This window comes from Azospirillum sp. B2RO_4 (assembly GCF_051124815.1).
GTDB lineage: Bacteria > Pseudomonadota > Alphaproteobacteria > Azospirillales > Azospirillaceae > Azospirillum.
Window position 1 is genome coordinate 402517 of the sequence record NZ_CP118490.1, and the last position, 20577, is coordinate 423093.

The window sequence follows — 20577 nt, forward strand, 5'->3', positions numbered from 1 at the left end:
CGGGGATTTGCCGCTTGGACGGGCACGGTTGCCGGTTTTAGGATCCCTGTCAAGATGTCCACAACCCAGCCTTGGCCGGCCGCAACCGCCTCAGTCCGCGGAATGCGCCTGCGATCGCGGGTCGCGAGGGGGGAGATCGTTGCGATGAGCTACGTCGTTTGGGACAAATCCATGAGCGTCGGCGTGCCCGTGCTCGACGACGAGCACCGGCGCCTTCTCGACCTGTTCAACGGTTTGCTGGAAAGCGGCATCACCCCAGCCAACCGGGAGGAGCTGTCCAGCCTGCTCGCCAGCCTCCGCGACTATGTCGCCGTTCATTTCGCCCGGGAAGAGGCGATGATGGAACGCTGCGGCTATCCCGAACTGGACGGCCACCTCGCCGCCCACCGCTATTTCGCCGACGAGGTGGAAAAGCTGGCCCGCGACTTCGACGGCGACAACCCCACGATGCTGCGCATGGACCTGATCCTGCTGCTGAAGGACTGGTTCGTGGAGCACATCCAGCAGACCGACAGCCTGTACAAGCCCTATGTGGCGGAGACGATGTAGGGTTGCCCCATCACTGCTTCGCGGCGGCCTTCTGCTCCGGCAGGCCCTTGTCCAGCTTGGACTGGATGGCGGCCTTGTCGGTGTCGTCGTCGGCACTGCGCAGCGCGCGCATCCACTGGAAACGGGCCTCGTTGCGGCGGCCGGCGCGCCAATAGGCGTCGCCGAGATGGTCGTTGATGGTCGGATCGACCGGCTTCAACTCCACCGCGCGCTCCAGCTTGGCGACGGCCGCCTCATAGTCGCCCAGCCGGTAGAGCGCCCAGCCCAGGCTGTCGACGATGTAGCCGTCACGCGGGCGCAGTTCCACCGCCCGCTCCACCATCGCCCTGGCCTTGCCCAGATGCTCGCCGCGGTCGATCCAGCTGTAGCCGAGGAAGTTGAGCAGCGACGGCTCGTCCGGCCGCAGCTTCAGCGCCGTCTGCAGATCGGCCTCCGCCTGCGGCCACTGCCCGGTCTTCTCGTAGCACATGGCGCGGGCGTACAGCAGCGGCCAATGCCGTTCCTGCGGCGTGCCGATCCGTTCCAGCGCGGTGGTGTAGGCGGGGATGGCTTCGGCATAGCGTTTGGCGTAGCGATAGATGTCGCCCAGTCGGGTGATCGCGTCGGTGCGCTCCGGCCGTTCGGCGGCGAGGTCCTTGAGGATCGCGATGGCTTCGTCGTTGCGGTCCATGCGGGCGAGGCTGTCGGCCTCGCGCATGCGGGCGGTCCAGCCCAGCAGCGGGTCCTTCTCGAGCCTCCTGTAGGCCGCCAGCGCCTCCTCGTGATGGTCGCGCGAGGCGGTGATGTCGCCGATCAGCAGATGGGCCAGCCCCAGATCGTCGCGCAGGTGCAGCGCGATGCGGCCGAACAGCAGCGCCGGCTCGTCGGCATTCTCATGATGCAGCGCACTGCCCAGGTCGAACAGCGCCTCGGCAAGGCCGGAACGGGCATTGGGGACCGGGCGGGTGTCGGACGGGGCGTTCGCCATGGCGGCCAGCGCCGGCTCCACCAGCAGCCCGTCGGGGTTGCTGCCCTGGAAGGCCGCGTAGAGCTTGCGCGCCTCGTCCTTGCGGCCGGTGCGGTTCATGAAGCTGCCGACGATCTGCACCACGCGCAGCGGCGCGTCGGTCTCCGTCACCTTGGCGTAGCGGGCCGCCGCCTCGTCGTTGCGGCCGGCGAGGTCGAGGATCAGCCCGGCATGCAGGTTGTAGAGCGCCTCGAAGCCTTGGACGCCGGACAGCGGCTGCAACGCCGTCAGCGCCTCGTCCGTCTTGCCGCGGACCGTGGCCAGCCAGGCGCGGGTCAGCGGTGTCAGGAAACGGCCGAGTCCGTCGGTCGGCAGGCGGGCGGCATAGCCGTCGGCCTCATCCAGCTTGCCCTTGGCCAGCGCGTCGGCGGCCAACAGGGTCAGCGCCATCTGCGGCTCGCCCTTTTCGCCGAGCAGCCGGCCGGCGTAGCCGACCGCCGTATCGATCCGCCCCTCGCCCAGCCGCAGCAGGAAGGTGCGGCGCAACAGGGCGGGATCATCGGGATCGGCGGCCAGAGCCTGCGCGGTGAAGCGCGCCGCCGCGGTCCAGTCGTCCTGGTGCTGGGCGTAGCGGCCGGCCAGATAGCTGCCGGTGGCGGACCCGGTGGCATCATCCGCGGCGGGACCTGCTGCCGGCCCGGCGGCAAGGGCGGGCGCCAAGGCGCTCCCGGCCAACAGGACGGCCAGGGAGATCGGCAGCAACCGGCGTCGGAAACTCGTCATGCTCTCGTCACCTCGTTTTCCGAGTCGGTATCCCATCATTTTCGGCAGGGCGCGGGCAAGAGACTTTCGCGTGCACCCTGCTTTCACACCCGCTAACGCCACTCCCGCCGCACCTGTTCGATCCGCTCCGGGCGCAGGATGTCGGTGGCGTGGGCGTCCATGTGGGCGCGAAGGTGCTCCGGCATGCTGGGGGACAGGGTGGCGCCCTCCACCGACCAGCGCGCCATCCAGGACAGGGTGCGCAACCATGTCAGCCGGCGCAGTTGCTTCATCCAGGGCCGCACCTCGTCGGCGAGGTCGCCCGGAACCGCGACGGCCCAGGCTTGGATGAAGGCGTCGACGTCCGCCGGGGCCAGTTCGGCATTCACCTCCGGATCCCATTTGGTCGAGGTGTAGAGGCTGGCATGGGCGAGATCGCTGGCCGGGTGGCCGTATTGCAACTTTTCCAGGTCGGTGAACCACGCCTTGCCGTGGGCATCGATCAGGAAATTGCCGGGATGAACGTCCACCCCCACCGCGGTCAGCGGCATCGGGGTCTCTCGCGGCGGAGCGAGGTCGCCGGCACGGGCGGCGGCAAGCTCCTCCGCGATCAGGGCACGAGATTCGGGCGACAGGTCGGCGCGGTCAAACCATTCCGCCTGCCGTTCCACCTGGGCCAGCAGTGCGGCGACCGGATCGGGTGGGGCGGGAAGCGGCTCATGGAAATCCGGCGGCGCCATGCGGTGCAAAGCGGCAAGGGCGCGGGCGATGGCCGGCATGTCGTCGGGCAGGACGGGGGTGTGACCCTCCACCTCGCCCACCACCAGGGCGCCGAGCGGCAGCCCGTCGCCGGGAGGCAGCAAGCCGGCGAAGCGGGGGGTATGGCCCGACATCTCCGCCCGCTGGAAGGCGGCGGCCTGCCGCTCCAGCGCCGTCCAGGCGTCGAGGCCGAGCTGGCTCCAGCGCGGGATGCGGGCGACCAGCCGCCGGCCGCGCAGCCGCACATGGTCGTGGGCGACGCCCTTCAGCGGCATCGGCTCCAGCGCGTCGGCGGAGAGGTCGGCAAGGCGCGGCAGCCGGGTCAGCGCCGCGTGCAGGGCCTCGATCGAGAATCCGGCCAATCCGCTCATACCAACTCCGCTCACGCCATATGCTCGCGCAGGCGGGGCATCAGCTCCACAAGGTTGCAGGGGCGGTGGCGGTTGTCGAGCTGCCAGACCAGGATGTCGTCCCAGGCATCGCGGCAGGCGCTGGGCGAGCCGGGCAGGGCGAAGATGTATGTGCCGTTGGCGACGCCGCCGGTCGCCCGGCTCTGGATGGTGGAGGTGCCGACCTTGGCATAGCTGAGATAGCGGAACAGCTCGCCGAAGCCGGGGATCGCCTTTTCATAGAGCGCCTCGACCGCTTCCGGCGTTACGTCGCGGCCGGTGACGCCTGTGCCGCCGGTGGTCAGCACCACGTCGATCTGCGGATCGGCGATATAGCCCTGGACCTGGGCGCGGATCGCCGCGATGTCGTCCTTGACGATGGTGCGGGCGGCGACCTTGTGGCCGGCGCCGGCGATCCGCTCCGCCAGCGCATCGCCGGAGCGGTCGTCGGCGGCGCTGCGGGTGTCGGACACCGTCACCACGGCGACGTTCACGGGAAGGAAGGGGCGGCTTTCGTCGATCTTCGGCATGGCGGCAGGCGTGTCCTCATGTCGGGCCGGAGCCCGATCGAGGGGGCGCCGGCGGTCAGGGTGTCGGGCTGGCCTCTCCCCGCTCCGCCACCGTTTCCACCGCGACGGGGGTCGCCGGCTTGACCGGGGGCAGCGGATCCGGACGGGTCGCGACCTCGGTCGGGCGGGCCTCCACCGCGGTGTAGGCCGGCCATTTCCCATCGGCGACGGCGGTGAGCGACGCGGTCTCCTGGCCCAGCCGCAGCCGGTAGATCCAGAAGTTCGCCATCACCTTCTCCACATAGTCGCGTGTCTCGCCGAAGGAAAGGCTTTCGATGAACAGCAGCGGGTCGGAGATATCGCTCAATTCGCGCCGCCAGCGCGCCAGATTGCCCGGCCCGGCATTGTAGGCGGCGGCGGCAAGGAACAGGTTGCCGTCGATGTCCGGCATGCCCAGCAGTTCCGACAGGTAGCGCTGGCCCAGCTCCATGTTGCGGGACGGGTCGAACAGGGCGTCGCGGCTGGCGTCGTCGCTGCCGATGTCGGCGTTGCGTTCGCGCACATGCTGGGCCGTGCTGGGCAGGATCTGCATCAGCCCGGTCGCCCCGGCGGAGCTGACCAGCCGCGGGTCGAAGCGCGATTCCTGGCGCATCACTGCGAAGACCAGCGCGCGGTCCAGTGCGAAACCGTCGCGCGGCTTCCAGTGCGGCAGCGGGTAGAGCGCCGCGGCATAGGGCGCGCCGTCCGGTCCTGCCACCGCGTTGCCCAGCCGCAGCGACAGCGAGGCGACGCCGGCCCGGTCGGTCAGCGCCACCATCGCCTGTTCGACCAGTTGGTCGCCCTGCGGATCGATGCGTTGCAGTTCCATTCCCGCCAGTTCGCGCTGACCGGCCTGGAGCAAGGCGATGGCGCGGGATCCTGCCGGCTTGGCCGCCATCGCCGCCAACTGGCGTCCGGTCAGTTCCGGCGCCTGCCAATGCACCTTTCCCAACCCATCCAGGGTGCGCAGCGCGATCAGGCCATAGAAGGTGTGCGGATAGCGGGCGGCCGCGGCCAGATGCTCCGCCGCCTCCTTCTCCTTGCCGGGCTTGCGGGCCAGCGCCCGGGCCGCCCAATAGTCGGCAGCCGCGGCCTTCCAGGGGGAGCGCGGGCCGGCCGCGGCCATGCCTTCGAAGTGGCGGGCGGCGCGGTCGGTCTGCTTCAGCCGCCACGCGGCGAGCCCGGCGATCCAATGCGCTTCCGGCAGCATGTCGCCGGACCGGGCGGCGCTGGCCGAGGCGAGAGTCAGCGCCTGGGCCGCCTCGCCGGAATAGAAGAGGGATGCCGCGATGCGGGCGCGGGCGGCGTCATACTGCACGGTGTCGAGCTTGCCGCCGAAATCGTCCTGGCCCAGCAGGCTGAGGGCGGCGGCGGTGCGGCCGGAGCGCAGCAGCTCCTCCACCCGGGCCACCGCCGCGCGGTCGCTGCGGGCGCGGGACACGGTGCGGCTGCGCGGCGCGACGGTGACGCTGTCGTCCTCGTCATCCTCGTTGCTGGTGACGGTTCGCAGGCCGCCCAATCGTTCCAGCGAACCGACGAGGCGCACCCGCTCCTCGCCCCGCGGCGGCTTCGGTGCGCGCTGGCCGGCGGGCTGGCGCTTCTGGGCCAGGCTGTGAATCCGTTCAGCCCCGGCAAGGTCGCCGTAATCCTGCATCCAGCGGGCGAGTTCTTCGTAGCTGGCCTTGCGGTCGGGGTGGAGATAGCGCTGGCGCAGGACGTAGCCGACCAATCGGCGATCCTTCAGCTTCGCCATCTCGGCGTCGGCGGCATCCCAATGCGCCCGCTCCTGCGCCGCGAAGATGCGGCGGTAACGGGCGGCATCCTCCTCGTCCAGTTGGACGGCGCGGGCATCGTCGTCGGTCGCGAGCAGAAGTGGGACGCCGGTCGGGCCGGGCGCCTCATCCACCGTGGGGGCAATCGTCGGATCGCCGTCGGCGGACTCGGGGGCTGCAATTTCAGGGAGCCCGGTGGCCGGATCGCCAAGCGATTCGCCGAAAACGGGGCTGTCGGGGTCAGGCACGGAATCCCCGCCGGGCGGGACGACGGCGTGACCGTCCGGCGCGTGGATGATGAGGGCGGCGCAAGCGGGCCGGAACCCGACCGCACCGTCGGGACCCAGGGTGAAAGCCACCGTGAGACCCAGCACCCCCAGAAGGTTCCGCCGCAGCGGGGCCGCGCTCGCGACCCGGTATGCTGCACTGCAAAATATCCGGAGCATGGCTCCGGGATACCCCACGACCGCGCGAACCGCAAGCAACGGATTCGCATGGAATGTGTCATGGCTGGTATTCGGCAGATGTTACAACGGCTTAACAGAGCTGGAAAAAAGGCTCTAGCCCATTGGGAAGGTGCCTTTCGGCGTGGGTTGACGGCATTTGTGCTGCGCGGCAACCGCTTTCATACGAACGATTTAGGCGCCGCTTTGACATCGGTTTTAGTCTTGGGAATACTTGATGCCTTCTTCGCCGATCCTTTGCTGCAACGCAAGCATGTCCCGCCACGCTTCCCGCTTTGCGATAGGGTTGCGCAAGAGGTACGCCGGATGGAGCATCGGCATCAGCGGGACCGCTGCTCCCGCAACTTCATAGGTCTTCCACTGCCCGCGCAGGCGGGTGATCCCCTCCGCCCGGTTCAGCAGGGTCTTGGCCGACACCCCGCCCAGTGCCACCAGCAGCTTCGGCCGCACCAACTCGACATGCCGCTCCAGGAATGGCAGGCATGCGGCGATTTCCGCCTGGGTCGGGCTGCGGTTGCCGGGCGGGCGCCAGGGCAGGATATTGGCGATGTAGACCTTGCCGCGGTCCAACCCGATCTGGGCCAGCATGCGATCCAGCAGCTTGCCGCTGACCCCGACGAAGGGTTTGCCCTGCCGGTCCTCGTCCTCGCCCGGCGCCTCGCCGATCAGCATGACCGGCGCCTGCGGGTTGCCGTCGGCGAACACGGTGTTCATTGCCGTCGCCTTCAGCGGACAGCCGTCGAAGCTGCGCAGGGCCGCCTCCAGCGCCTCCAGCGTCTGCGCCTCTCCGGCCCTGGCGCGGGCCTGGATGCCGGCCTCGCTGGCGCCCAGCGGCTGGTCGGGGGACGCGAAGAGGGCGGCCGGACGAACGGCGGCAGGGGCCGCCGGAGCGGGTGTCCGAGTCGGGGCCGGGCCGCGTGCCAGGCCGCCGCCGGGGGCCGCACCCACCGCGGGCGCACCCGAAGACGACGCGCGCGCGACCGGCCGGGCGGTGAGGGTGGCCCAGTCGGTCGGCTCGTCGCCGATGGCCTCGTCGCAGCCGATGTCGGCATGCCAGCGCAGCGCGTCGAGGATGTCGCATACGTCAATCATCGTTTGACCTTACCACAGATCGTGTGGTCTTACATGTCCAGATACCCAATTTGGGTGCGGCGCAAACCGTGCTACAAGCACGCGCCCGCAAAACACCATAGGGCGTCCCGAGGGAAACAGTACCAAAACAAGACGGTGGGGGAGTGTGGTGATGGAACGCGAACCGCGCGAGGTCATGGAATACGATGTTCTGATCGTCGGCGCTGGCCCGTCGGGCCTGAGTGCGGCGATCCGCCTGCGGCAGCGCGCGGTCGAAAGCGGCCAGGAGCTCAGCGTCTGCGTGATCGAAAAGGGGTCGGAGGTGGGTGCGCACCTGCTGTCCGGCGCCGTTTTCGAACCGCATGCGCTGGACGAACTGATCCCGGACTGGAAGGAAAAGGGCGCTCCGCTCACCACCAAGGCCCAGGAGGATCATTTCCTCTTCCTGACGGAAACGAAGGCCTACAAGTCGCCTTTCGCTCCGCCGCAGATGAACAACCACGGCAACTACATCATCAGCCTGGGCAATCTGGCCCGCTGGATGGCGACCCAGGCCGAGGAGCTGGGGGTGGAGATCTACCCCGGCTTCGCCGCCGCCGAGGTGCTGTATGACGACAACGGCGCGGTGAAGGGCGTCGCCACCGGCGACATGGGCATCGGCAAGGACGGCGAGAAGACCGGCAACTACACCCCCGGCATGGAACTGCATGCCAAGCAGACCATCTTCGCCGAGGGCTGCCGCGGCTCGTTGACCAAGACCCTGTTCGAGAAGTTCGATCTGCGCCGCGACTGCCAGCCGCAGACCTACGGCATCGGGATCAAGGAACTGTGGGAGGTCGACCCGTCGCAGTCGAAGCCGGGCCTGATCGTCCACACCATCGGCTGGCCGATGGATCCCAAGACCTATGGCGGGTCGTGGCTGTATCACATGGAAGGGAATCTGGTGTCGGTCGGCTTCGTCGTCGGCCTCGACTACTGGAACCCGCACATGAGCCCGTTCGAGGAATTCCAGCGCTACAAGACCCACCCGGCGATCCGCCCGACCTTCGAGGGCGGCCGGCGTCTGGCCTATGGCGCCCGCGCCCTGTCGGAAGGCGGCTTCCAGTCGATCCCGAAGCTGACCTTCCCCGGCGGCCTCCTCATCGGCGATGGCGCCGGCTTCCTGAACGTGCCGAAGATCAAGGGCAACCACACCGCGATGAAGTCGGGCATGGTCGCGGCCGAGGCGGTCTTTGACCACCTGACCGGCGGCGCCGACAATGGCCCCGAGGTCATCGCCTATCCGGAGCGGCTGAAGCAGTCCTGGGTCTGGCCGGAACTCTACGCGGTGCGCAACATCCGTCCGGGCTTCCAGAGGGGCCTGTGGGCCGGTCTGGCAAATGCCGCCTACGAGACGGCGCTGAAGGGCAAGTCGCCCTGGACGCTGAAGCACCACGCCGACCACACCACCCTGGTGAAGGCCAGCGAGGCGCCGAAGATCGCCTACCCCAAGCCGGACGGCAAGGTCAGCTTCGACCGCCTGTCCTCGGTCTACCTCTCCAACACCAACCATGAGGAAGACCAGCCGCCGCACCTGACGCTGAAGGACAAGTCGGTGCCGATCAGCGTCAATCTGGCGCTCTACGACGCGCCGGAGCAGCGCTATTGCCCGGCCGGCGTGTACGAGATCGTCCGCAACGACGACGGCAGCGACCCGCGCCTGCAGATCAACGCGCAGAACTGCGTCCACTGCAAGACCTGCGACATCAAGGATCCTACCCAGAACATCAACTGGGTCGTGCCGGAAGGCGGCGGGGGGCCGAACTATCCGGGCGGGATGTAAAGGGCTTTTGCCCCCTCCCTCCCACGGCTTCGCCGCGGGTCCCTCCCTCCCCCGCTTCGCGGGAGAGGGGAAGATTTGCGATGCCGCCGCAGCTCCCTCTCCCGCGTGAGCGGGGGAGGGTTGGGGAGGGGGCACAGCCGCGCCGCCGGTGTCGGTTGCGCCGGGGGCCACTCCTATCTATAAGGCAGGGGGTAACCTTTCTGCGACGGCGCGATGATCGTTTCCTGTCCGACCTGCTCGACGCGGTACACCCTGTCCGATGAGTCGCTCGGCCAGGACGGCCGGAAGGTTCGCTGCGCCCGCTGCGGCCACACGTGGTGGCAGATGCCCGACCGGCCGGAAGCCGATGAGGTGGTCCCCGACGCGCTGACGGAAATCCGGCCGGCCACCCCCACCAAGTCTGCTGCCAAGACTGCCGCGAAGGCCAAGGTCAAGCCGCCCAAGGCGCCGCGCGCCAAGCCGGCGCGCAGCACGGTGATCGGTTTCGCCCTGCTGGGACTGTTGGTCTCCGGCACCGCTGCCGGTGCCTATTTCGGCCGCGACGCCATCGTCCGCAGTTGGCCGCCTGCAGCCTTGCTCTATGACACCCTCGGCATGCCGGCCGAACCGCCGGGCTTCGGGCTCGAGCTGCGCAACATCCGTTCCGAACAGAAGATCGAAAACGGGACGACCGTCCTGCTGCTCGATGGCGAGGTCGCAAACGGCACAGAGGTCGAGCGCACCCTGCCGCCGCTGCGCGTCATCACCTTCGGGCCCGAGCACAAGCTGCTGCAGAGCTGGACCATCGAGCCGTCGGCCGAGACCCTGGGCCCCGGCGCATCGGCGAACTTCCACCACAGCCAGCCCGATCCCGGTCCGGTGACCGAGGTGACCATCACCTTCGGCGGCCCGCCCCCGGGAATGGAGCCTCCAGCCGCCGAAAAGCCGGCCGAGAAGGCTCCGGAGAAGACAGCCGGTCACGCCAAGCCGGCGGCGGACAGCCATGCCGCTCCGGCCAAGGCATCCGGACATTCAAGCGGCCACTGACCCGTCCCGAATCCGGCGTCTTCACCGCTCCGGAATGCCGTACTTCCGCAGCTTGTTGGCGATCATCGTGTGCGAGGTGTTCAGCCGCGCCGCCAGCTTGCGGCTGGACGGGAAGCGGGGGTAAAGCCGGCGCAGCAGCGTCCGCTCGAACCCCTCCACCGCGTCCTCCCAACTGTCCGCCTCTTCCGCCGGCACCCCGGCCGACTGCATGCCGGCGCCGGCAAGTTCCAGATCGGCGGCGTCCAGCGCACCGCCGTCGCTCATGGTCATGGCGCGGAAGATGACGTTCTCCAACTGGCGGACATTGCCGGGCCAGCGGTTGGCGAGCAGCGCCGCCGCCGCCGCGGGGGTCAGCCGGCCGGGTGGCCGGCGGGCCTGCGCCGCGGCGCGGGCGATGAAATGGCGGGCCAGCAGCAGGATGTCATGGCCGCGCTCGCGCAAGGGCGGGACGCTCAGCGACAGCACGTTCAGGCGGTAGAACAGATCCTCGCGGAAGCTGTGGTCGGCGACCATCGCCTCCAGCGACCGGTGGGTGGCGCTGATGACGCGGACATCCACCTTCTGTTCGCGCTCTCCACCGACCCGGCGGAAGCTGCCGTCATTGAGGAAGCGCAGCAGCTTGGCCTGGAGGTAGGCCGACATCTCGCCGATCTCATCGAGAAAGACGGTGCCGCCATGGGCCAGTTCCAACAGGCCGGGCTTGCCACCGCGCTGAGCACCGGTGAAGGAGCCGGGGGCATAGCCGAACAGCTCGCTCTCCGCCAGATTCTCCGGAACGGCGGCGCAGTTCAGCGCCAGGAAGGGCTTGTCGCGGCGCGGACTGGCGCGGTGGCAGGCATGGGCGATCAGCTCCTTGCCGGTGCCGGTCTCGCCCAGGATCAGCAGCGGCGCCTCCATCGCGGCGACCCGCGCGGCGCGTGCCTTCAGCGCCCGAACCGGCGGCGATTCGCCGAGGATGCGGTCGAATCCGCCCTCATCGAAATTCTGAATGGCGTCGAGCCGTTCCCCCAGGCGTGACGGGGTGAACAGGGTGATGACGGCGCCCGCCGCCTCGACATCGACGATGGGCGTCACCTCCAGCAGGAAGGGCTGGCCGTTCAGCGTCACCTCGCGGCCCGACATGCGGAAGCCGCCGGCGGTCAATTCCCGCGTCAACGCCGGCTCGCCGAACAGCTCGCCCAAATCAAGGCCGGCCAGTCGCGACTCCGGCAATCCCGCGACCTGGGCGGCGGCGGTGCTCGCCACCACGACACGCCCCCCGCGGTCGACCGCCAGCACCGGATCGGGCAGGGCGGCGAGCAGCGCGTCGAGATGCAGCCGCCGCCGCGTGCCCGGCAGCATGTCGATGGCCGCCACCGACTGCACCCCGGCGATGGTGCGCAGCGCGTCGGACAAGGCCGGCAGCGCTGCCGGATCGAGACCGGGAGCGTCGATGTGGATCAGCGGCGGGTCGACCTCGACGCCGACAACGTTCAGGCGGCGCAGCGCCAGCACGGCGAGGATCTCATGGGCGATGCCGACGCGGTCGGTGAAGGTGACTTCTATGCGCATGGGGGTAAAGGTTGTGGGTGGGAAGTGCTTTTGCTCGCTCCCTAACCCTCCCCCGCGTTCCGCGGGAGAGGGAACTCCGCCGTTCTTGCGCTCAGCTCCCTCTCCCGCGAAGCGGGGGAGGGCTGGGGAGGGGGCATCCGGCAACTACTGTACATAATACGTTACGCCGTATCAAAATCTTTACACCCCTAAAATCCCTTGGTCTTCAACATCTCACACCCAAAATCCCATCCCTCTGTAAACATCCGCATACACTTCACGCCCCACCGCTCCCCCCGCACCGCAGCAAATCCGCCGTTTTCCTGTCTGGCACGGTGTTTGCGAATCACTCCCCCAAGCGAAGTCATCCATCCCCTTGGGAGCCAGTCTCATGCGCGTGATCGTTCTGGGCAGCGGCGTCATCGGTGTCACCACCGCCTATTATCTGGCGCGCGCCGGGCATGAGGTGACCGTCATCGACCGTCAGGCCGGCCCGGCGCTGGAGACCAGCTATGCCAACGCGGGCGAGGTGTCGCCGGGCTATTCCGCTCCCTGGGCGGCGCCGGGGCTGATGCTGAAGGCCGCCAAGTGGATGATGATGAAGCATTCGCCGCTGGTGATCCGGCCGAAGCTGGATCCGGCGATGTGGTCCTGGTGCCTGAAGCTGCTGGCCAACGCCAATGAGGCGAGCTACCAGCTGAACAAGAGCCGCATGGTCCGCGTCGCCGAATACAGCCGCGACTGCCTGAAGGCTCTGCGCGCCGAGACCGGCATCACCTATGACGAGCGCACCCAGGGCACGCTGCAGGTCTTCCGCACCCAGAAGCAGATGGACGCCGCCGGCTACGACATGGCGGTGCTGGAGCGCTACGGCGTTCCCTACAGCCTGTTCGACCGCGATGGCCTGACCTCCGTCGAGCCGGCTTTGGCCCATGTCAAGGACAAGCTGGTCGGCGCGCTGCACCTGCCGGGCGACGAGACCGGCGACTGCTTCCAGTTCACCAACAAGCTGGCCGCCTATGCCGCCAAGCGTGGGGTGGAGTTCCGCTATGGCGTCTCCATCCGCGGGCTGGAGAGCGACGGTCGCAAGATCACGGGCGTGCTGACCGACCAGGGTACCCTGACCGCCGACAGCTACATCGTCGCCATGGGCAGCTATTCGCCCAAGCTGGTGAAGCCGCTGGGCATCGACCTGCCGGTCTATCCGGTGAAGGGCTACTCGCTGACCCTGCCGATCACTGACGCCGCCCATGCGCCGGAATCGACGGTGATGGACGAGACGCACAAGATCGCGGTAACCCGGCTCGGCGACCGCATCCGCGTCGGCGGTACGGCGGAGCTGTCCGGCTTCGACCTGAGCCTGCGCGAAAGCCGCCGCGGGCCGCTGGACCATGTGGTCAGCGACCTGTTCCCCAAGGGCGGCGACCTGTCGAAGGCGGAGTTCTGGACCGGCCTGCGTCCGAACACCCCGGACGGCACGCCGATCCTGGGGCCGACCCACGTCCGCAACCTGTATCTCAACACCGGCCACGGCACGCTGGGCTGGACGATGTCCGCCGGCTCGGCCCGCGTGCTGGCCGACGTGGTCAGCGGACGCCGGACCGAGATCGACATGGAGGGCTTGAGCGTCGAACGCTACGGCCGCAAGCCGACGGTTGCAGTATCCCGCCCGGCCGCCGTCCGTCCGGCCTGACCTGAACATGTGACCCGCGCCGCCCGGCGGACGCGGGTCATCGCCAGCTCCAGAAGGGCGGCGTCGGTGATTTCGGCCCCATCCAGCCGATGTCGCCCGCGCCGCCCTTCGCATTTCTCCACCCGGTGGCCGAGGCGCCTGAGATGCAGGATCGCCTCGTAGAGCCGGGCCGCCGGCTCGTTGGTTGGGCGGGTGGTCATGGATGGACCACCAGAACGATCAGTCGCTTCGGGCCGTGGACTCCGTAGGCCAGCGTCTGCTCGATGTCGGCGGTCTTGCTGGGGCCGGAAACCAGCAGCGCGTTGGTCGGCATCGCCTGTGCCCATCCCTGCTCGCGCATGGCCTGCAGAAAGGTGTCGTAGAGTGCGCCCGTGCGCAGGATGGCGACGTGGATGTGCGGGATCAGCGAGAGGGTGCGCGGCTCCTCGGCCGTCGGCCACAGGATCAGGCTTCCGGTCTCGGCGATGGCGCCACGGGTGGTGGTCAGGCCGGCCTCGACGGACTCGAACAGCTGGGGCTTGAGGTCTTCGAGGGGACGGTCGTAGGGGATGAGAACCGGACCCGGCGCAGATCCCCTCTCCCCCCCGGGGAGAGGGTTAGGGTGAGGGGGATTCGTGGCGGGACCTTCGGGGGAATCATGCGATGCCTCCCCCTCACCCCGACCCTCTCCTCGCTTTCGGCGGACCGCAGGTCCGCCTGTCGCGTCAGCGCAAACTTCGTTTGCGCGTGAGCGGGGGGGAGAGGGGGAAACGGTCCCCCACCCCTCGACCAGCCTCCTCCCCGCCTCCGTCGCCGGCGCGTACATCAAGGAGCCCACGCCTTCACTCACGAGGAACTCGCGCAGCACCGCCGGCCAGTCGGCCTCGGTCGCGTCGAGGAACTCCGTATGCACCGCCTCCATCAGGCGGCGGATGCGGGACAGGCGCTCCTCGGGCGTCCAGTGCTTCGCCTCGATCGGCGCGAAGTCCGACGTGGGCGGGGTCAGCGGGTGAGCGTCGCGCGTCTTGCGCAGCTTCGTCAGGATCGAGTTGCGGGCGTCAGACATCGGGAATCCCCTTGGCGCGGGCGAGGTCGTGCAGGGTGCGGCCGGCGAAGCGCGGCTTGGTGCGGACGTTCGTCCACTCCTTCAGCATGGGCAGCGACGCCGGTGCCGCATTGCCGAGCTTGCTCATCGCCGTGGTCGCGATGCGGTAGGCGGTGGGGGAGGCGTTCATCGCCGCCCACCCGCTCCACACCATCGATTCCGCCCGGCTGGCCTTCGCGCCTCCGTCCTTCACCGCGCCGCCGGGTTTCACCGCCTCGACTCGCAGCCGCCCCATGATCTCGACGATGGGGATCTTCACCGGGCAGATCTCGACGCAGGCGTTGCACATGGTGCAGGCGTGGGGCATGGCGCCGCGCTTGGCCAGCCCCTCGATCTGCGGCACCAGGATCTTGCCGATCGGGCCGGGATAGGGCGCCTCGTAGGCATGGCCGCCGACCTTGGTGTAGACCGGGCAATGGTTCATGCAGGCGCCGCAGCGGATGCAGCGCAGCGTGTCGCGCAGTTCCGGGTCGGCGTAGATGCCGGAACGGCCATTGTCGAGGATGACCAGATGCACCTCGCGCGGGCCATCCTTCTCACCGTCCTTTCGCGGTCCGGAGATCATGTTGACGTAGGTGGTGATCGGCTGGCCGGTGGCGGAGCGCGGCAGCAGGCTGATGACCGGCGGCACGTCCTCCAGCTTTTCGACCACCTTCTCCAGACCCATGAAGGCGATGTGGACCGGCGGCACCGTGGTACACATGCGGCCGTTGCCCTCATTCTCGATCAGGCAGAGGGTGCCGGTCTCCGCCACCGCGGCGTTGACGCCGGACATGCCGACGTCGGCGGCCTGGAACTTGGCGCGCAGCACCCGGCGGGCGAGGTCGGTCAGATAGGCCGCATCCTCCCGGCTTTCGGCATCCTTGATCTTGCGCTTGAACAGATGGGCGATCTGCTTCGTGTTCAGGTGGATCGCCGGCATGATGATGTGAGACGGCATGGTGCCGTCCAGCTGCACGATGTATTCGCCGAGGTCGCTTTCCAGCACCTCGATGCCGTCCTTTTCCAGAACGGCGTTCAGGTGCATCTCCTCCGTCACCATCGACTTGCCCTTGACCACCAGCCTGGCGTTCGCCTTGTGCAGGATGTCGAGAGCGATGGCGTTGGCCTCGTCCGTCGTGGCGGCCCAATGGACGGTGATGCCGTTGCGGGTGCAGTTCTCCTCCAGCTTCTCCAGCAGTTCCGGCAGCTTCGACAGGGCGCGCAGCCGAACCGAGGCGGCGAGCGCCCGCACGCCCTGCCATTCGGCCGTATCCGCGAACTGGGCGGCGCGCTTGGTCATCAGCCCGTCCATGGCGCGGCGGAAGTTGCCGCGCAGCTGCGGGTCGGCCAGCGCCGCGCGGGAGGCGGCGGCGAAGTCCGGTGCGTTACCGTCCATGGATGCGCTCCTTCAGGAACTGGGCGATGTGCTGGCCGCGCGCGGCCTTTGCTCCGGCCTCCAGCGCGCCGCCGATGTTCAGCAGGCAGCCGCAATCGCCCGACACGACGCGGGCGGCGCCGGTATCCTCGATGTCCGCCACCTTGTCGCCGACCATCGCGGCGGAAATCTCCGGATGGCGCACGGCGAAGGTGCCGCCGAAACCGCAGCATTCCTTCTCCCTCTTCAACTCCACCAATTCGACATTGGCGAGCTGGCGCAGCAGCGCCTTCGGCTCGTCCACCACGCCCATCTCGCGCTGGGCATGGCAGGAGGCGTGCCAGGTGACGCGCACCGGCTCGCCCTTGTCGGTGAGTTGGACGTCCAGCACATGGACCAGGAACTGCGTCAGCTCCCACACGCGGGATGCCACCTGCACCGCCTTCGCCTCGTCCGGCTCACCGCGGAACAGGTCGGGCCAATGCTTCTTCATCATGCCGGCGCAGGAGCCGGACGGCACGACGATCGGATCGTCGCCGGGGAACAGGTCCAGCTGGGCGCGGGCGACCTTCAACGCCTCGGCGCGGTAGCCGGAGTTGTAGGCGGGCTGGCCGCAGCAGCTCTGCCCCTGCGGGAAGACGACGGTCAGTCCCTGCGATTGCAGCAGCTCGATCCCGGCCATGCCGGCGTCGGGGAAGAACAGGTCGACGAGGCAGGTGCCGAAGTAATAGACGCGGGTGGGTTTGGGAGTGGAGGGCATTGGGCGTTTCCTCGCTGGGCGTCTTCTTATGGCTGGGCTTCGTTCAAAATGCCGGTTCCGCCACCCGAACCTTCTCCGTCACCTTCGCCGTGGCGCAGGCGTCGACCAGATAGACGATCGACCGGTAGGGCACGCCCGCCTTGTCGGACAGGCCGATCTCGCAGGTGCGGCTGGTGGAGTAGCCCGATGCGCAGCCTTCCGGCACCGACGCCGGCAGGTGGCGCAACGCATGGGCGTTCAGTTCCGGCGTGGTGAAGCCCTTGTCGCCGGCGAAGCCGCAGCAGCCGACGTCGGGCGGTACCACGACCGTATCGGCGCAGGCCTTGGCCACCGCGGTCAGCGCGCCGTCCAGACCCATCCGGCGGGTGGAGCAGGTCAGGTGCAGCATCACCGGCTCCGCCGTCCTGGCGATGCTCAGGCGGGGCAGGGCGAATTCGCTGAGGAACTCGGCCACGTCGAGAATGCGCAGGCCGGCATCGGTCAACCGCTTCTTCAGGCGCAGGGCGCAGGGGCTGGTGTCCATCACCACCGGATAACGGCCGCCGTGGCTCGCCTTCGACAACGCGGCCAGCATTGCGTCGGCCTTGGCGTCGGCGGCTTCGCTCAGCCCCTTGCTTTCCAGCGGCATGCCGCAGCATTGGCCGTCCGCCGCCTCCGGATAGAGGATGCGGAAGCCGGCCTTGTGCATCACCGATTCCACCACTTCGGGCAACGGGCGCTGCTGCGGATCGCTCGCCGCCGGTCCCATGGTGCGGCTGACGCAACTGGGGGCATAGACCACCGTCGGCACATCGTCCGTGCCGGGCGCGTCCGGGTGCGGCGAGAAGGTCGCGGCCATCGGCATGTGGCGGGGCAGCACCGGCAGACTGCCTCCGGTCAGCACACGCGCCGCCGCCTGGGTGACGCCGTGCCCGACCGTGCGGCGGGCGAGGTCGGCCAGCCGCAGGCCGGTGCGGGCGAGGCTCAGCGTGCCTTCCATATGGTCGGCGACCATCGTCCCCGCCTTGCGGGCCACAGCACCGCGCCGCTCGCCGCGCATCGATTTAATCAGCAGCCCGGTTTCGATCCCCACCGGGCAGGCGGTGGCGCAGAGGCCGCAGGCGGCACAGGTGTCGATGCCCTGGTAGTCGTAGGCGGCACTGATTTCCACCAACCGCCCGGCATCGTCGCCGGCAGCCACCAGACGCGCCATCTCGCGCCGGCCGACGATGCGCTGGCGCGGCGACAGGGTGAAGCGGTGGGACGGGCAGGTCGGCTCGCAGAATCCGCACTCGATGCAGGTGTCGACCAGCGGATCGGCGGGCGGCAGCGGCTTCAGGTTCTTCAGATGGGCCTGCGGGTCGCCGTTCAGGATGACGCCGGGGTTCAGCAGCCCGTCGGGGTCGAACAGCCCCTTGATCTCCTTCATCAGCCCATAGGCCTGCGGTCCCCATTCCATCTCGACGAAGGGGGCCATGTTGCGGCCGGTGCCGTGTTCCGCCTTCAGCGAGCCGTCATAGCGGGTGACCACCAGCACGGCCACATCGTCCATGAAGCGGCGATAGCGGTCGATCTCCTCCTGGCTGTCGAAGGCCTGGGTGAAGACGAAGTGGAGGTTCCCTTCCAGCGCATGGCCGAAGATGATCGCCTCGTGATAGCCGTGGCGGAGGAACAGCGCCTGCAACTCGCGGGTTGCCTCGGCCAGCCGGGGCAGGGGGAAGGCGACATCCTCGATGATGACGGTGGTGCCGGTCTGACGGATGGCGCCGACCGCGGGGAACAGGCCCTTGCGGATTTTCCAGAAGCCTTCGCAAGCCTTGGCGTCGGTGGTGAAGCGGGTGTCGCCGATGGTGATGCAGTCGGCCAGCACCGCGGCGATCTCCGCCACGTTGGCCTCCAGCGCCGCGGCGCTTTCGGCGCGGGTCTCCACCAGCACCGCCGCCACGTCGGGGCCGAAGCCGCGGATCTGCGGCGGCATGCCCGGCTTGTCCTGGATCGAGCGCAGCGAGGCGCGGTCCATCAGCTCCGCCGCGTCGACCGGCGCGGCCTTCAGCAGCGATACCGCGTGGCAGGCCTCGCCGATGTCGGGGAAGAACAGCAGGGCGCTGGCCTTGTGCGGATGCTCCGGCACGGTGCGCAGCGTGATGGCGGAGATGAAGCCCAGCGTCCCTTCCGACCCGATCATCAGGTGCTGGAGGATGTCGACGGGGTCTTCATAATCCACCAGCGCGTTCAGGCTGTAGCCGGTGGTGTTCTTGATGCGGAACTTGTCGCGGATGCGGCCGGCCAGCGCCTCGTCGGCACGGGTGCGGGCGCCGAGATCCGCCAGCCGGTCGAGCAGCGCGCCGTGGCTTTGCTGAAAGTCGCGGCAACTGGCCGCGTCGGCGGTGTCCAGCACCGTGCCGTCGGCCAGCACCAGCCGCATCGACTCCAGCGTGCGGTAGCTGTTCTGCGCGGTGCCGCAGCACATGCCGCTGGCGTTGTTGGCGGCGATGCCGCCGATCTTGGCGGTGGCGATGGAAGCCGGATCGGGACCGATCTTGCGACCCAGCGGCGCCAGCCGCCGGTTAGCCTCCGCTCCGATCACGCCGGGCTGCAGGGTGACGGTGGCCGCGGCCGGACCGATGGCGCAGCCGCGCCAGCCGTCGCCCAGAACCACCAGAACGCTGTCGCTGACCGCCTGCCCCGACAGGCTGGTGCCGGCGGCGCGGAAGGTCACCGGAACCGTGTGGCCGCGGGTGATGCGCAGGAGCCGGACCACCTCCTCCTCCGTCTCCACCAGCGCGACGATCTTGGGGATCAGCCGGTAGAAGCTGGCGTCGGTGCCGTAGGCCAGAGTGCGCAGCGGATCGGTCACCAGCCGGGATTGCGGGACGACCGCCTGAAGCTCGGCCAGCACGCGGTCATAGGGGGCGGGCAGCGTGGCGGCCTGGGGGAGGGTCGGCATCGGCGGCGGCTCCTGCTGGAGAGGGACGGAGGGCATGGCGTCGCTACGGCGTCCTCCGCCCATGACAGGGGCGGTCCCCCATCGGACGGGCAGGTGCAGACAAGTCTTTTCCATGCGGCTCGATGTGGATAAAAGATTTTACCAAATTGTGCAACGGCTGAATCGTTTGCCAAGCGATCCGCTTCGGCTACGTGCTGTATCCACGGCAGGCCGGCGGTGCTGGACGGACGTATCTTGGATCGGTAGAAGTGGATGAAGACGTGCAGGGAGAGGCCGCCCACCCAATGCAGGGGACGATCAAACCGGCCAAGCTGGCCGACGCCATTGCCGAGCATCTGGAACGGCTGATCCTGGAAGGCGCCTTGCGTCCCGGCGAGAAGCTGCTGGCCGAACGCGAACTGGCGGTGAAGCTGGACGTGTCGCGCCCGTCGCTGCGCGACGCCATCGCCAAGCTGGAGGAGCGCGGCCTGCTGGTCACCGGGCGCGGCGGCACCCATGTCGCCAGCTTCCTGTCGCAGATCGCTGATCCGCTGATGACGCTGTTGCGCAACAAGCCGGATGCCTCCTTCGACTATCTGGAGTTCCGCCGCTCCATCGAGGCGGCGGCGGCCGGGCTGGCGGCGCAGCGGGCAACCGACCTTGACCGCAACGGCATCCGCGCCATCGTCGCCCGCATGCAGGCCGCACACGGCAAGGACGACAGCTCCGAAGAGGCCGATGCCGACGCCGACCTGCATCTGGCGGTCTACGAGGCGGCACACAACGTCGTCATGCTGCACATCATGCGGACGCTGTCGGACCTGCTGCGCAACGACGTGTTCTACAACCGCGCCGACCTCTATTCCCGGCCGGGGGTGCGCGACCTCCTGCTGCGGCAGCATCTCGCCATCGCCGACGCGGTCCTGGCCGGCGACGCGGATGCTGCGAGCGCGGCGGCCGACGCCCATGTGGAGTTCACGCTGCAGACCCTGCGCGAGATCCGCGAGCACAATGCCCGCGTCCAGGTCTCGCTGCGGCGGATCGGTCGCACCGATCTGATCGACAGCGGGGCGTAGGCAGCTCTGCCCGGCCTTCTGGGCCAAAAGTCATATGCAGGTAGGCGCGGCCCGACTGGCGGCA

The 20577-nt window shown here is 68.8% G+C and carries 16 protein-coding genes; 5 read left to right on the forward strand and 11 right to left on the reverse strand.

Annotation, left to right across the window (positions count from 1 at the left end; translation table 11 throughout):
• The first annotated feature begins 144 nt into the window (after positions 1-144).
• Positions 145-549 (forward strand): bacteriohemerythrin, encoded by a 405-nt coding sequence (locus PWS46_RS27945; RefSeq protein ID WP_434624674.1) that lies wholly within the window; start codon positions 145-147, stop codon positions 547-549.
• 10 nt (positions 550-559) lie between these two features.
• Here PWS46_RS27945 and PWS46_RS27950 read toward each other — a convergent pair whose 3' ends face one another.
• The 5 genes from PWS46_RS27950 to PWS46_RS27970 form a co-directional block, all read right to left on the reverse strand.
• Positions 560-2278 carry a tetratricopeptide repeat protein gene (locus PWS46_RS27950; RefSeq protein WP_434624676.1) on the reverse strand — a complete coding sequence of 573 codons (1719 nt, stop codon included), beginning with the start codon at positions 2276-2278 and terminating at the stop codon, positions 560-562.
• A gap of 92 nt (positions 2279-2370) precedes the next feature.
• On the reverse strand, positions 2371-3387 hold the full coding sequence (locus PWS46_RS27955; protein ID WP_434624678.1) for a phosphotransferase: 1017 nt from the start codon (positions 3385-3387) through the stop codon (positions 2371-2373).
• Positions 3388-3398: 11 nt separating this feature from the next.
• Positions 3399-3935 (reverse strand): molybdenum cofactor biosynthesis protein B, encoded by a 537-nt coding sequence (gene moaB / locus PWS46_RS27960; RefSeq protein WP_434624680.1) that lies wholly within the window; start codon positions 3933-3935, stop codon positions 3399-3401.
• A gap of 55 nt (positions 3936-3990) precedes the next feature.
• Positions 3991-6099, reverse strand: coding sequence for a lytic transglycosylase domain-containing protein (locus tag PWS46_RS27965; protein ID WP_434624682.1), 2109 nt, complete (start codon positions 6097-6099; stop codon positions 3991-3993).
• A 288-nt stretch (positions 6100-6387) separates the two neighbouring features.
• Positions 6388-7281: a uracil-DNA glycosylase gene (locus PWS46_RS27970; protein WP_434624684.1), complete on the reverse strand. Its 894-nt coding sequence runs from the start codon at positions 7279-7281 to the stop codon at positions 6388-6390.
• 151 nt (positions 7282-7432) lie between these two features.
• On the opposite strand from PWS46_RS27970, the gene PWS46_RS27975 reads away from it, so the two are divergent.
• Both PWS46_RS27975 and PWS46_RS27980 read left to right on the forward strand, forming a co-directional pair.
• Positions 7433-9082 carry an electron transfer flavoprotein-ubiquinone oxidoreductase gene (locus PWS46_RS27975; RefSeq protein ID WP_434624687.1) on the forward strand — a complete coding sequence of 550 codons (1650 nt, stop codon included), beginning with the start codon at positions 7433-7435 and terminating at the stop codon, positions 9080-9082.
• 213 nt (positions 9083-9295) lie between these two features.
• Positions 9296-10108 (forward strand): zinc-ribbon domain-containing protein, encoded by an 813-nt coding sequence (locus tag PWS46_RS27980; RefSeq protein ID WP_434624688.1) that lies wholly within the window; start codon positions 9296-9298, stop codon positions 10106-10108.
• 21 nt (positions 10109-10129) lie between these two features.
• Here PWS46_RS27980 and PWS46_RS27985 read toward each other — a convergent pair whose 3' ends face one another.
• Positions 10130-11659 (reverse strand): sigma-54-dependent transcriptional regulator, encoded by a 1530-nt coding sequence (locus PWS46_RS27985; protein ID WP_434624689.1) that lies wholly within the window; start codon positions 11657-11659, stop codon positions 10130-10132.
• 370 nt (positions 11660-12029) lie between these two features.
• Between PWS46_RS27985 and PWS46_RS27990 the strand changes: the two genes are divergently transcribed.
• Positions 12030-13331, forward strand: a complete 1302-nt coding sequence (locus PWS46_RS27990; protein WP_434624691.1) for a D-amino acid dehydrogenase — start codon at positions 12030-12032, stop codon at positions 13329-13331.
• Here the strand turns inward: PWS46_RS27990 and PWS46_RS27995 are convergent.
• From PWS46_RS27995 to PWS46_RS28015, 5 genes are read right to left on the reverse strand one after another with little or no spacing between them, the layout of a single operon-like run.
• Positions 13274-13531, reverse strand: a complete 258-nt coding sequence (locus tag PWS46_RS27995; protein ID WP_434624693.1) for a hypothetical protein — start codon at positions 13529-13531, stop codon at positions 13274-13276. The genes PWS46_RS27990 and PWS46_RS27995 overlap by 58 nt on opposite strands.
• On the reverse strand, positions 13528-14376 hold the full coding sequence (locus tag PWS46_RS28000; RefSeq protein WP_434624695.1) for a LutC/YkgG family protein: 849 nt from the start codon (positions 14374-14376) through the stop codon (positions 13528-13530). The genes PWS46_RS27995 and PWS46_RS28000 overlap by 4 nt, the downstream gene beginning before the upstream one ends.
• Entirely contained in the window at positions 14369-15793 is a 1425-nt protein-coding gene (locus PWS46_RS28005) for a LutB/LldF family L-lactate oxidation iron-sulfur protein (protein WP_434624697.1), read from the reverse strand. The genes PWS46_RS28000 and PWS46_RS28005 overlap by 8 nt, the downstream gene beginning before the upstream one ends.
• Positions 15783-16532 carry a (Fe-S)-binding protein gene (locus PWS46_RS28010; RefSeq protein WP_434624699.1) on the reverse strand — a complete coding sequence of 250 codons (750 nt, stop codon included), beginning with the start codon at positions 16530-16532 and terminating at the stop codon, positions 15783-15785. The genes PWS46_RS28005 and PWS46_RS28010 overlap by 11 nt, the downstream gene beginning before the upstream one ends.
• Before the next feature lie 43 nt (positions 16533-16575).
• A complete protein-coding gene (locus PWS46_RS28015; RefSeq protein WP_434624701.1) occupies positions 16576-19458 on the reverse strand; it encodes an FAD-binding and (Fe-S)-binding domain-containing protein in 2883 nt (960 codons plus the stop codon).
• A gap of 284 nt (positions 19459-19742) precedes the next feature.
• Here PWS46_RS28015 and PWS46_RS28020 point away from each other — a divergent pair, with 284 nt between their 5' ends.
• A complete protein-coding gene (locus PWS46_RS28020; RefSeq protein ID WP_434624702.1) occupies positions 19743-20513 on the forward strand; it encodes an FCD domain-containing protein in 771 nt (256 codons plus the stop codon).
• Positions 20514-20577 lie beyond the last annotated feature (64 nt).

Bases quoted from the DNA above. Each gene is read 5' to 3' on its own strand.
- PWS46_RS27950 (WP_434624676.1), bottom strand. From the start codon at position 2,278: ATGACGAGTTTCCGACGCCGGTTGCTGCCGATCTCCCTGGCCGTCCTG.
- PWS46_RS27975 (WP_434624687.1), top strand. From the start codon at position 7,433: ATGGAACGCGAACCGCGCGAGGTCATGGAATACGATGTTCTGATCGTC.
- PWS46_RS28005 (WP_434624697.1), bottom strand. From the start codon at position 15,793: ATGGACGGTAACGCACCGGACTTCGCCGCCGCCTCCCGCGCGGCGCTG.
- PWS46_RS28015 (WP_434624701.1), bottom strand. From the start codon at position 19,458: ATGCCGACCCTCCCCCAGGCCGCCACGCTGCCCGCCCCCTATGACCGC.
- PWS46_RS27970 (WP_434624684.1), bottom strand. From the start codon at position 7,281: ATGATTGACGTATGCGACATCCTCGACGCGCTGCGCTGGCATGCCGAC.
- PWS46_RS28010 (WP_434624699.1), bottom strand. From the start codon at position 16,532: ATGCCCTCCACTCCCAAACCCACCCGCGTCTATTACTTCGGCACCTGC.
- PWS46_RS27945 (WP_434624674.1), top strand. From the start codon at position 145: ATGAGCTACGTCGTTTGGGACAAATCCATGAGCGTCGGCGTGCCCGTG.
- PWS46_RS27995 (WP_434624693.1), bottom strand. From the start codon at position 13,531: ATGACCACCCGCCCAACCAACGAGCCGGCGGCCCGGCTCTACGAGGCG.
- PWS46_RS28000 (WP_434624695.1), bottom strand. From the start codon at position 14,376: ATGTCTGACGCCCGCAACTCGATCCTGACGAAGCTGCGCAAGACGCGC.
- PWS46_RS27985 (WP_434624689.1), bottom strand. From the start codon at position 11,659: ATGCGCATAGAAGTCACCTTCACCGACCGCGTCGGCATCGCCCATGAG.
- PWS46_RS27955 (WP_434624678.1), bottom strand. From the start codon at position 3,387: ATGAGCGGATTGGCCGGATTCTCGATCGAGGCCCTGCACGCGGCGCTG.
- PWS46_RS27980 (WP_434624688.1), top strand. From the start codon at position 9,296: ATGATCGTTTCCTGTCCGACCTGCTCGACGCGGTACACCCTGTCCGAT.
- PWS46_RS28020 (WP_434624702.1), top strand. From the start codon at position 19,743: ATGCAGGGGACGATCAAACCGGCCAAGCTGGCCGACGCCATTGCCGAG.
- moaB (WP_434624680.1), bottom strand. From the start codon at position 3,935: ATGCCGAAGATCGACGAAAGCCGCCCCTTCCTTCCCGTGAACGTCGCC.
- PWS46_RS27990 (WP_434624691.1), top strand. From the start codon at position 12,030: ATGCGCGTGATCGTTCTGGGCAGCGGCGTCATCGGTGTCACCACCGCC.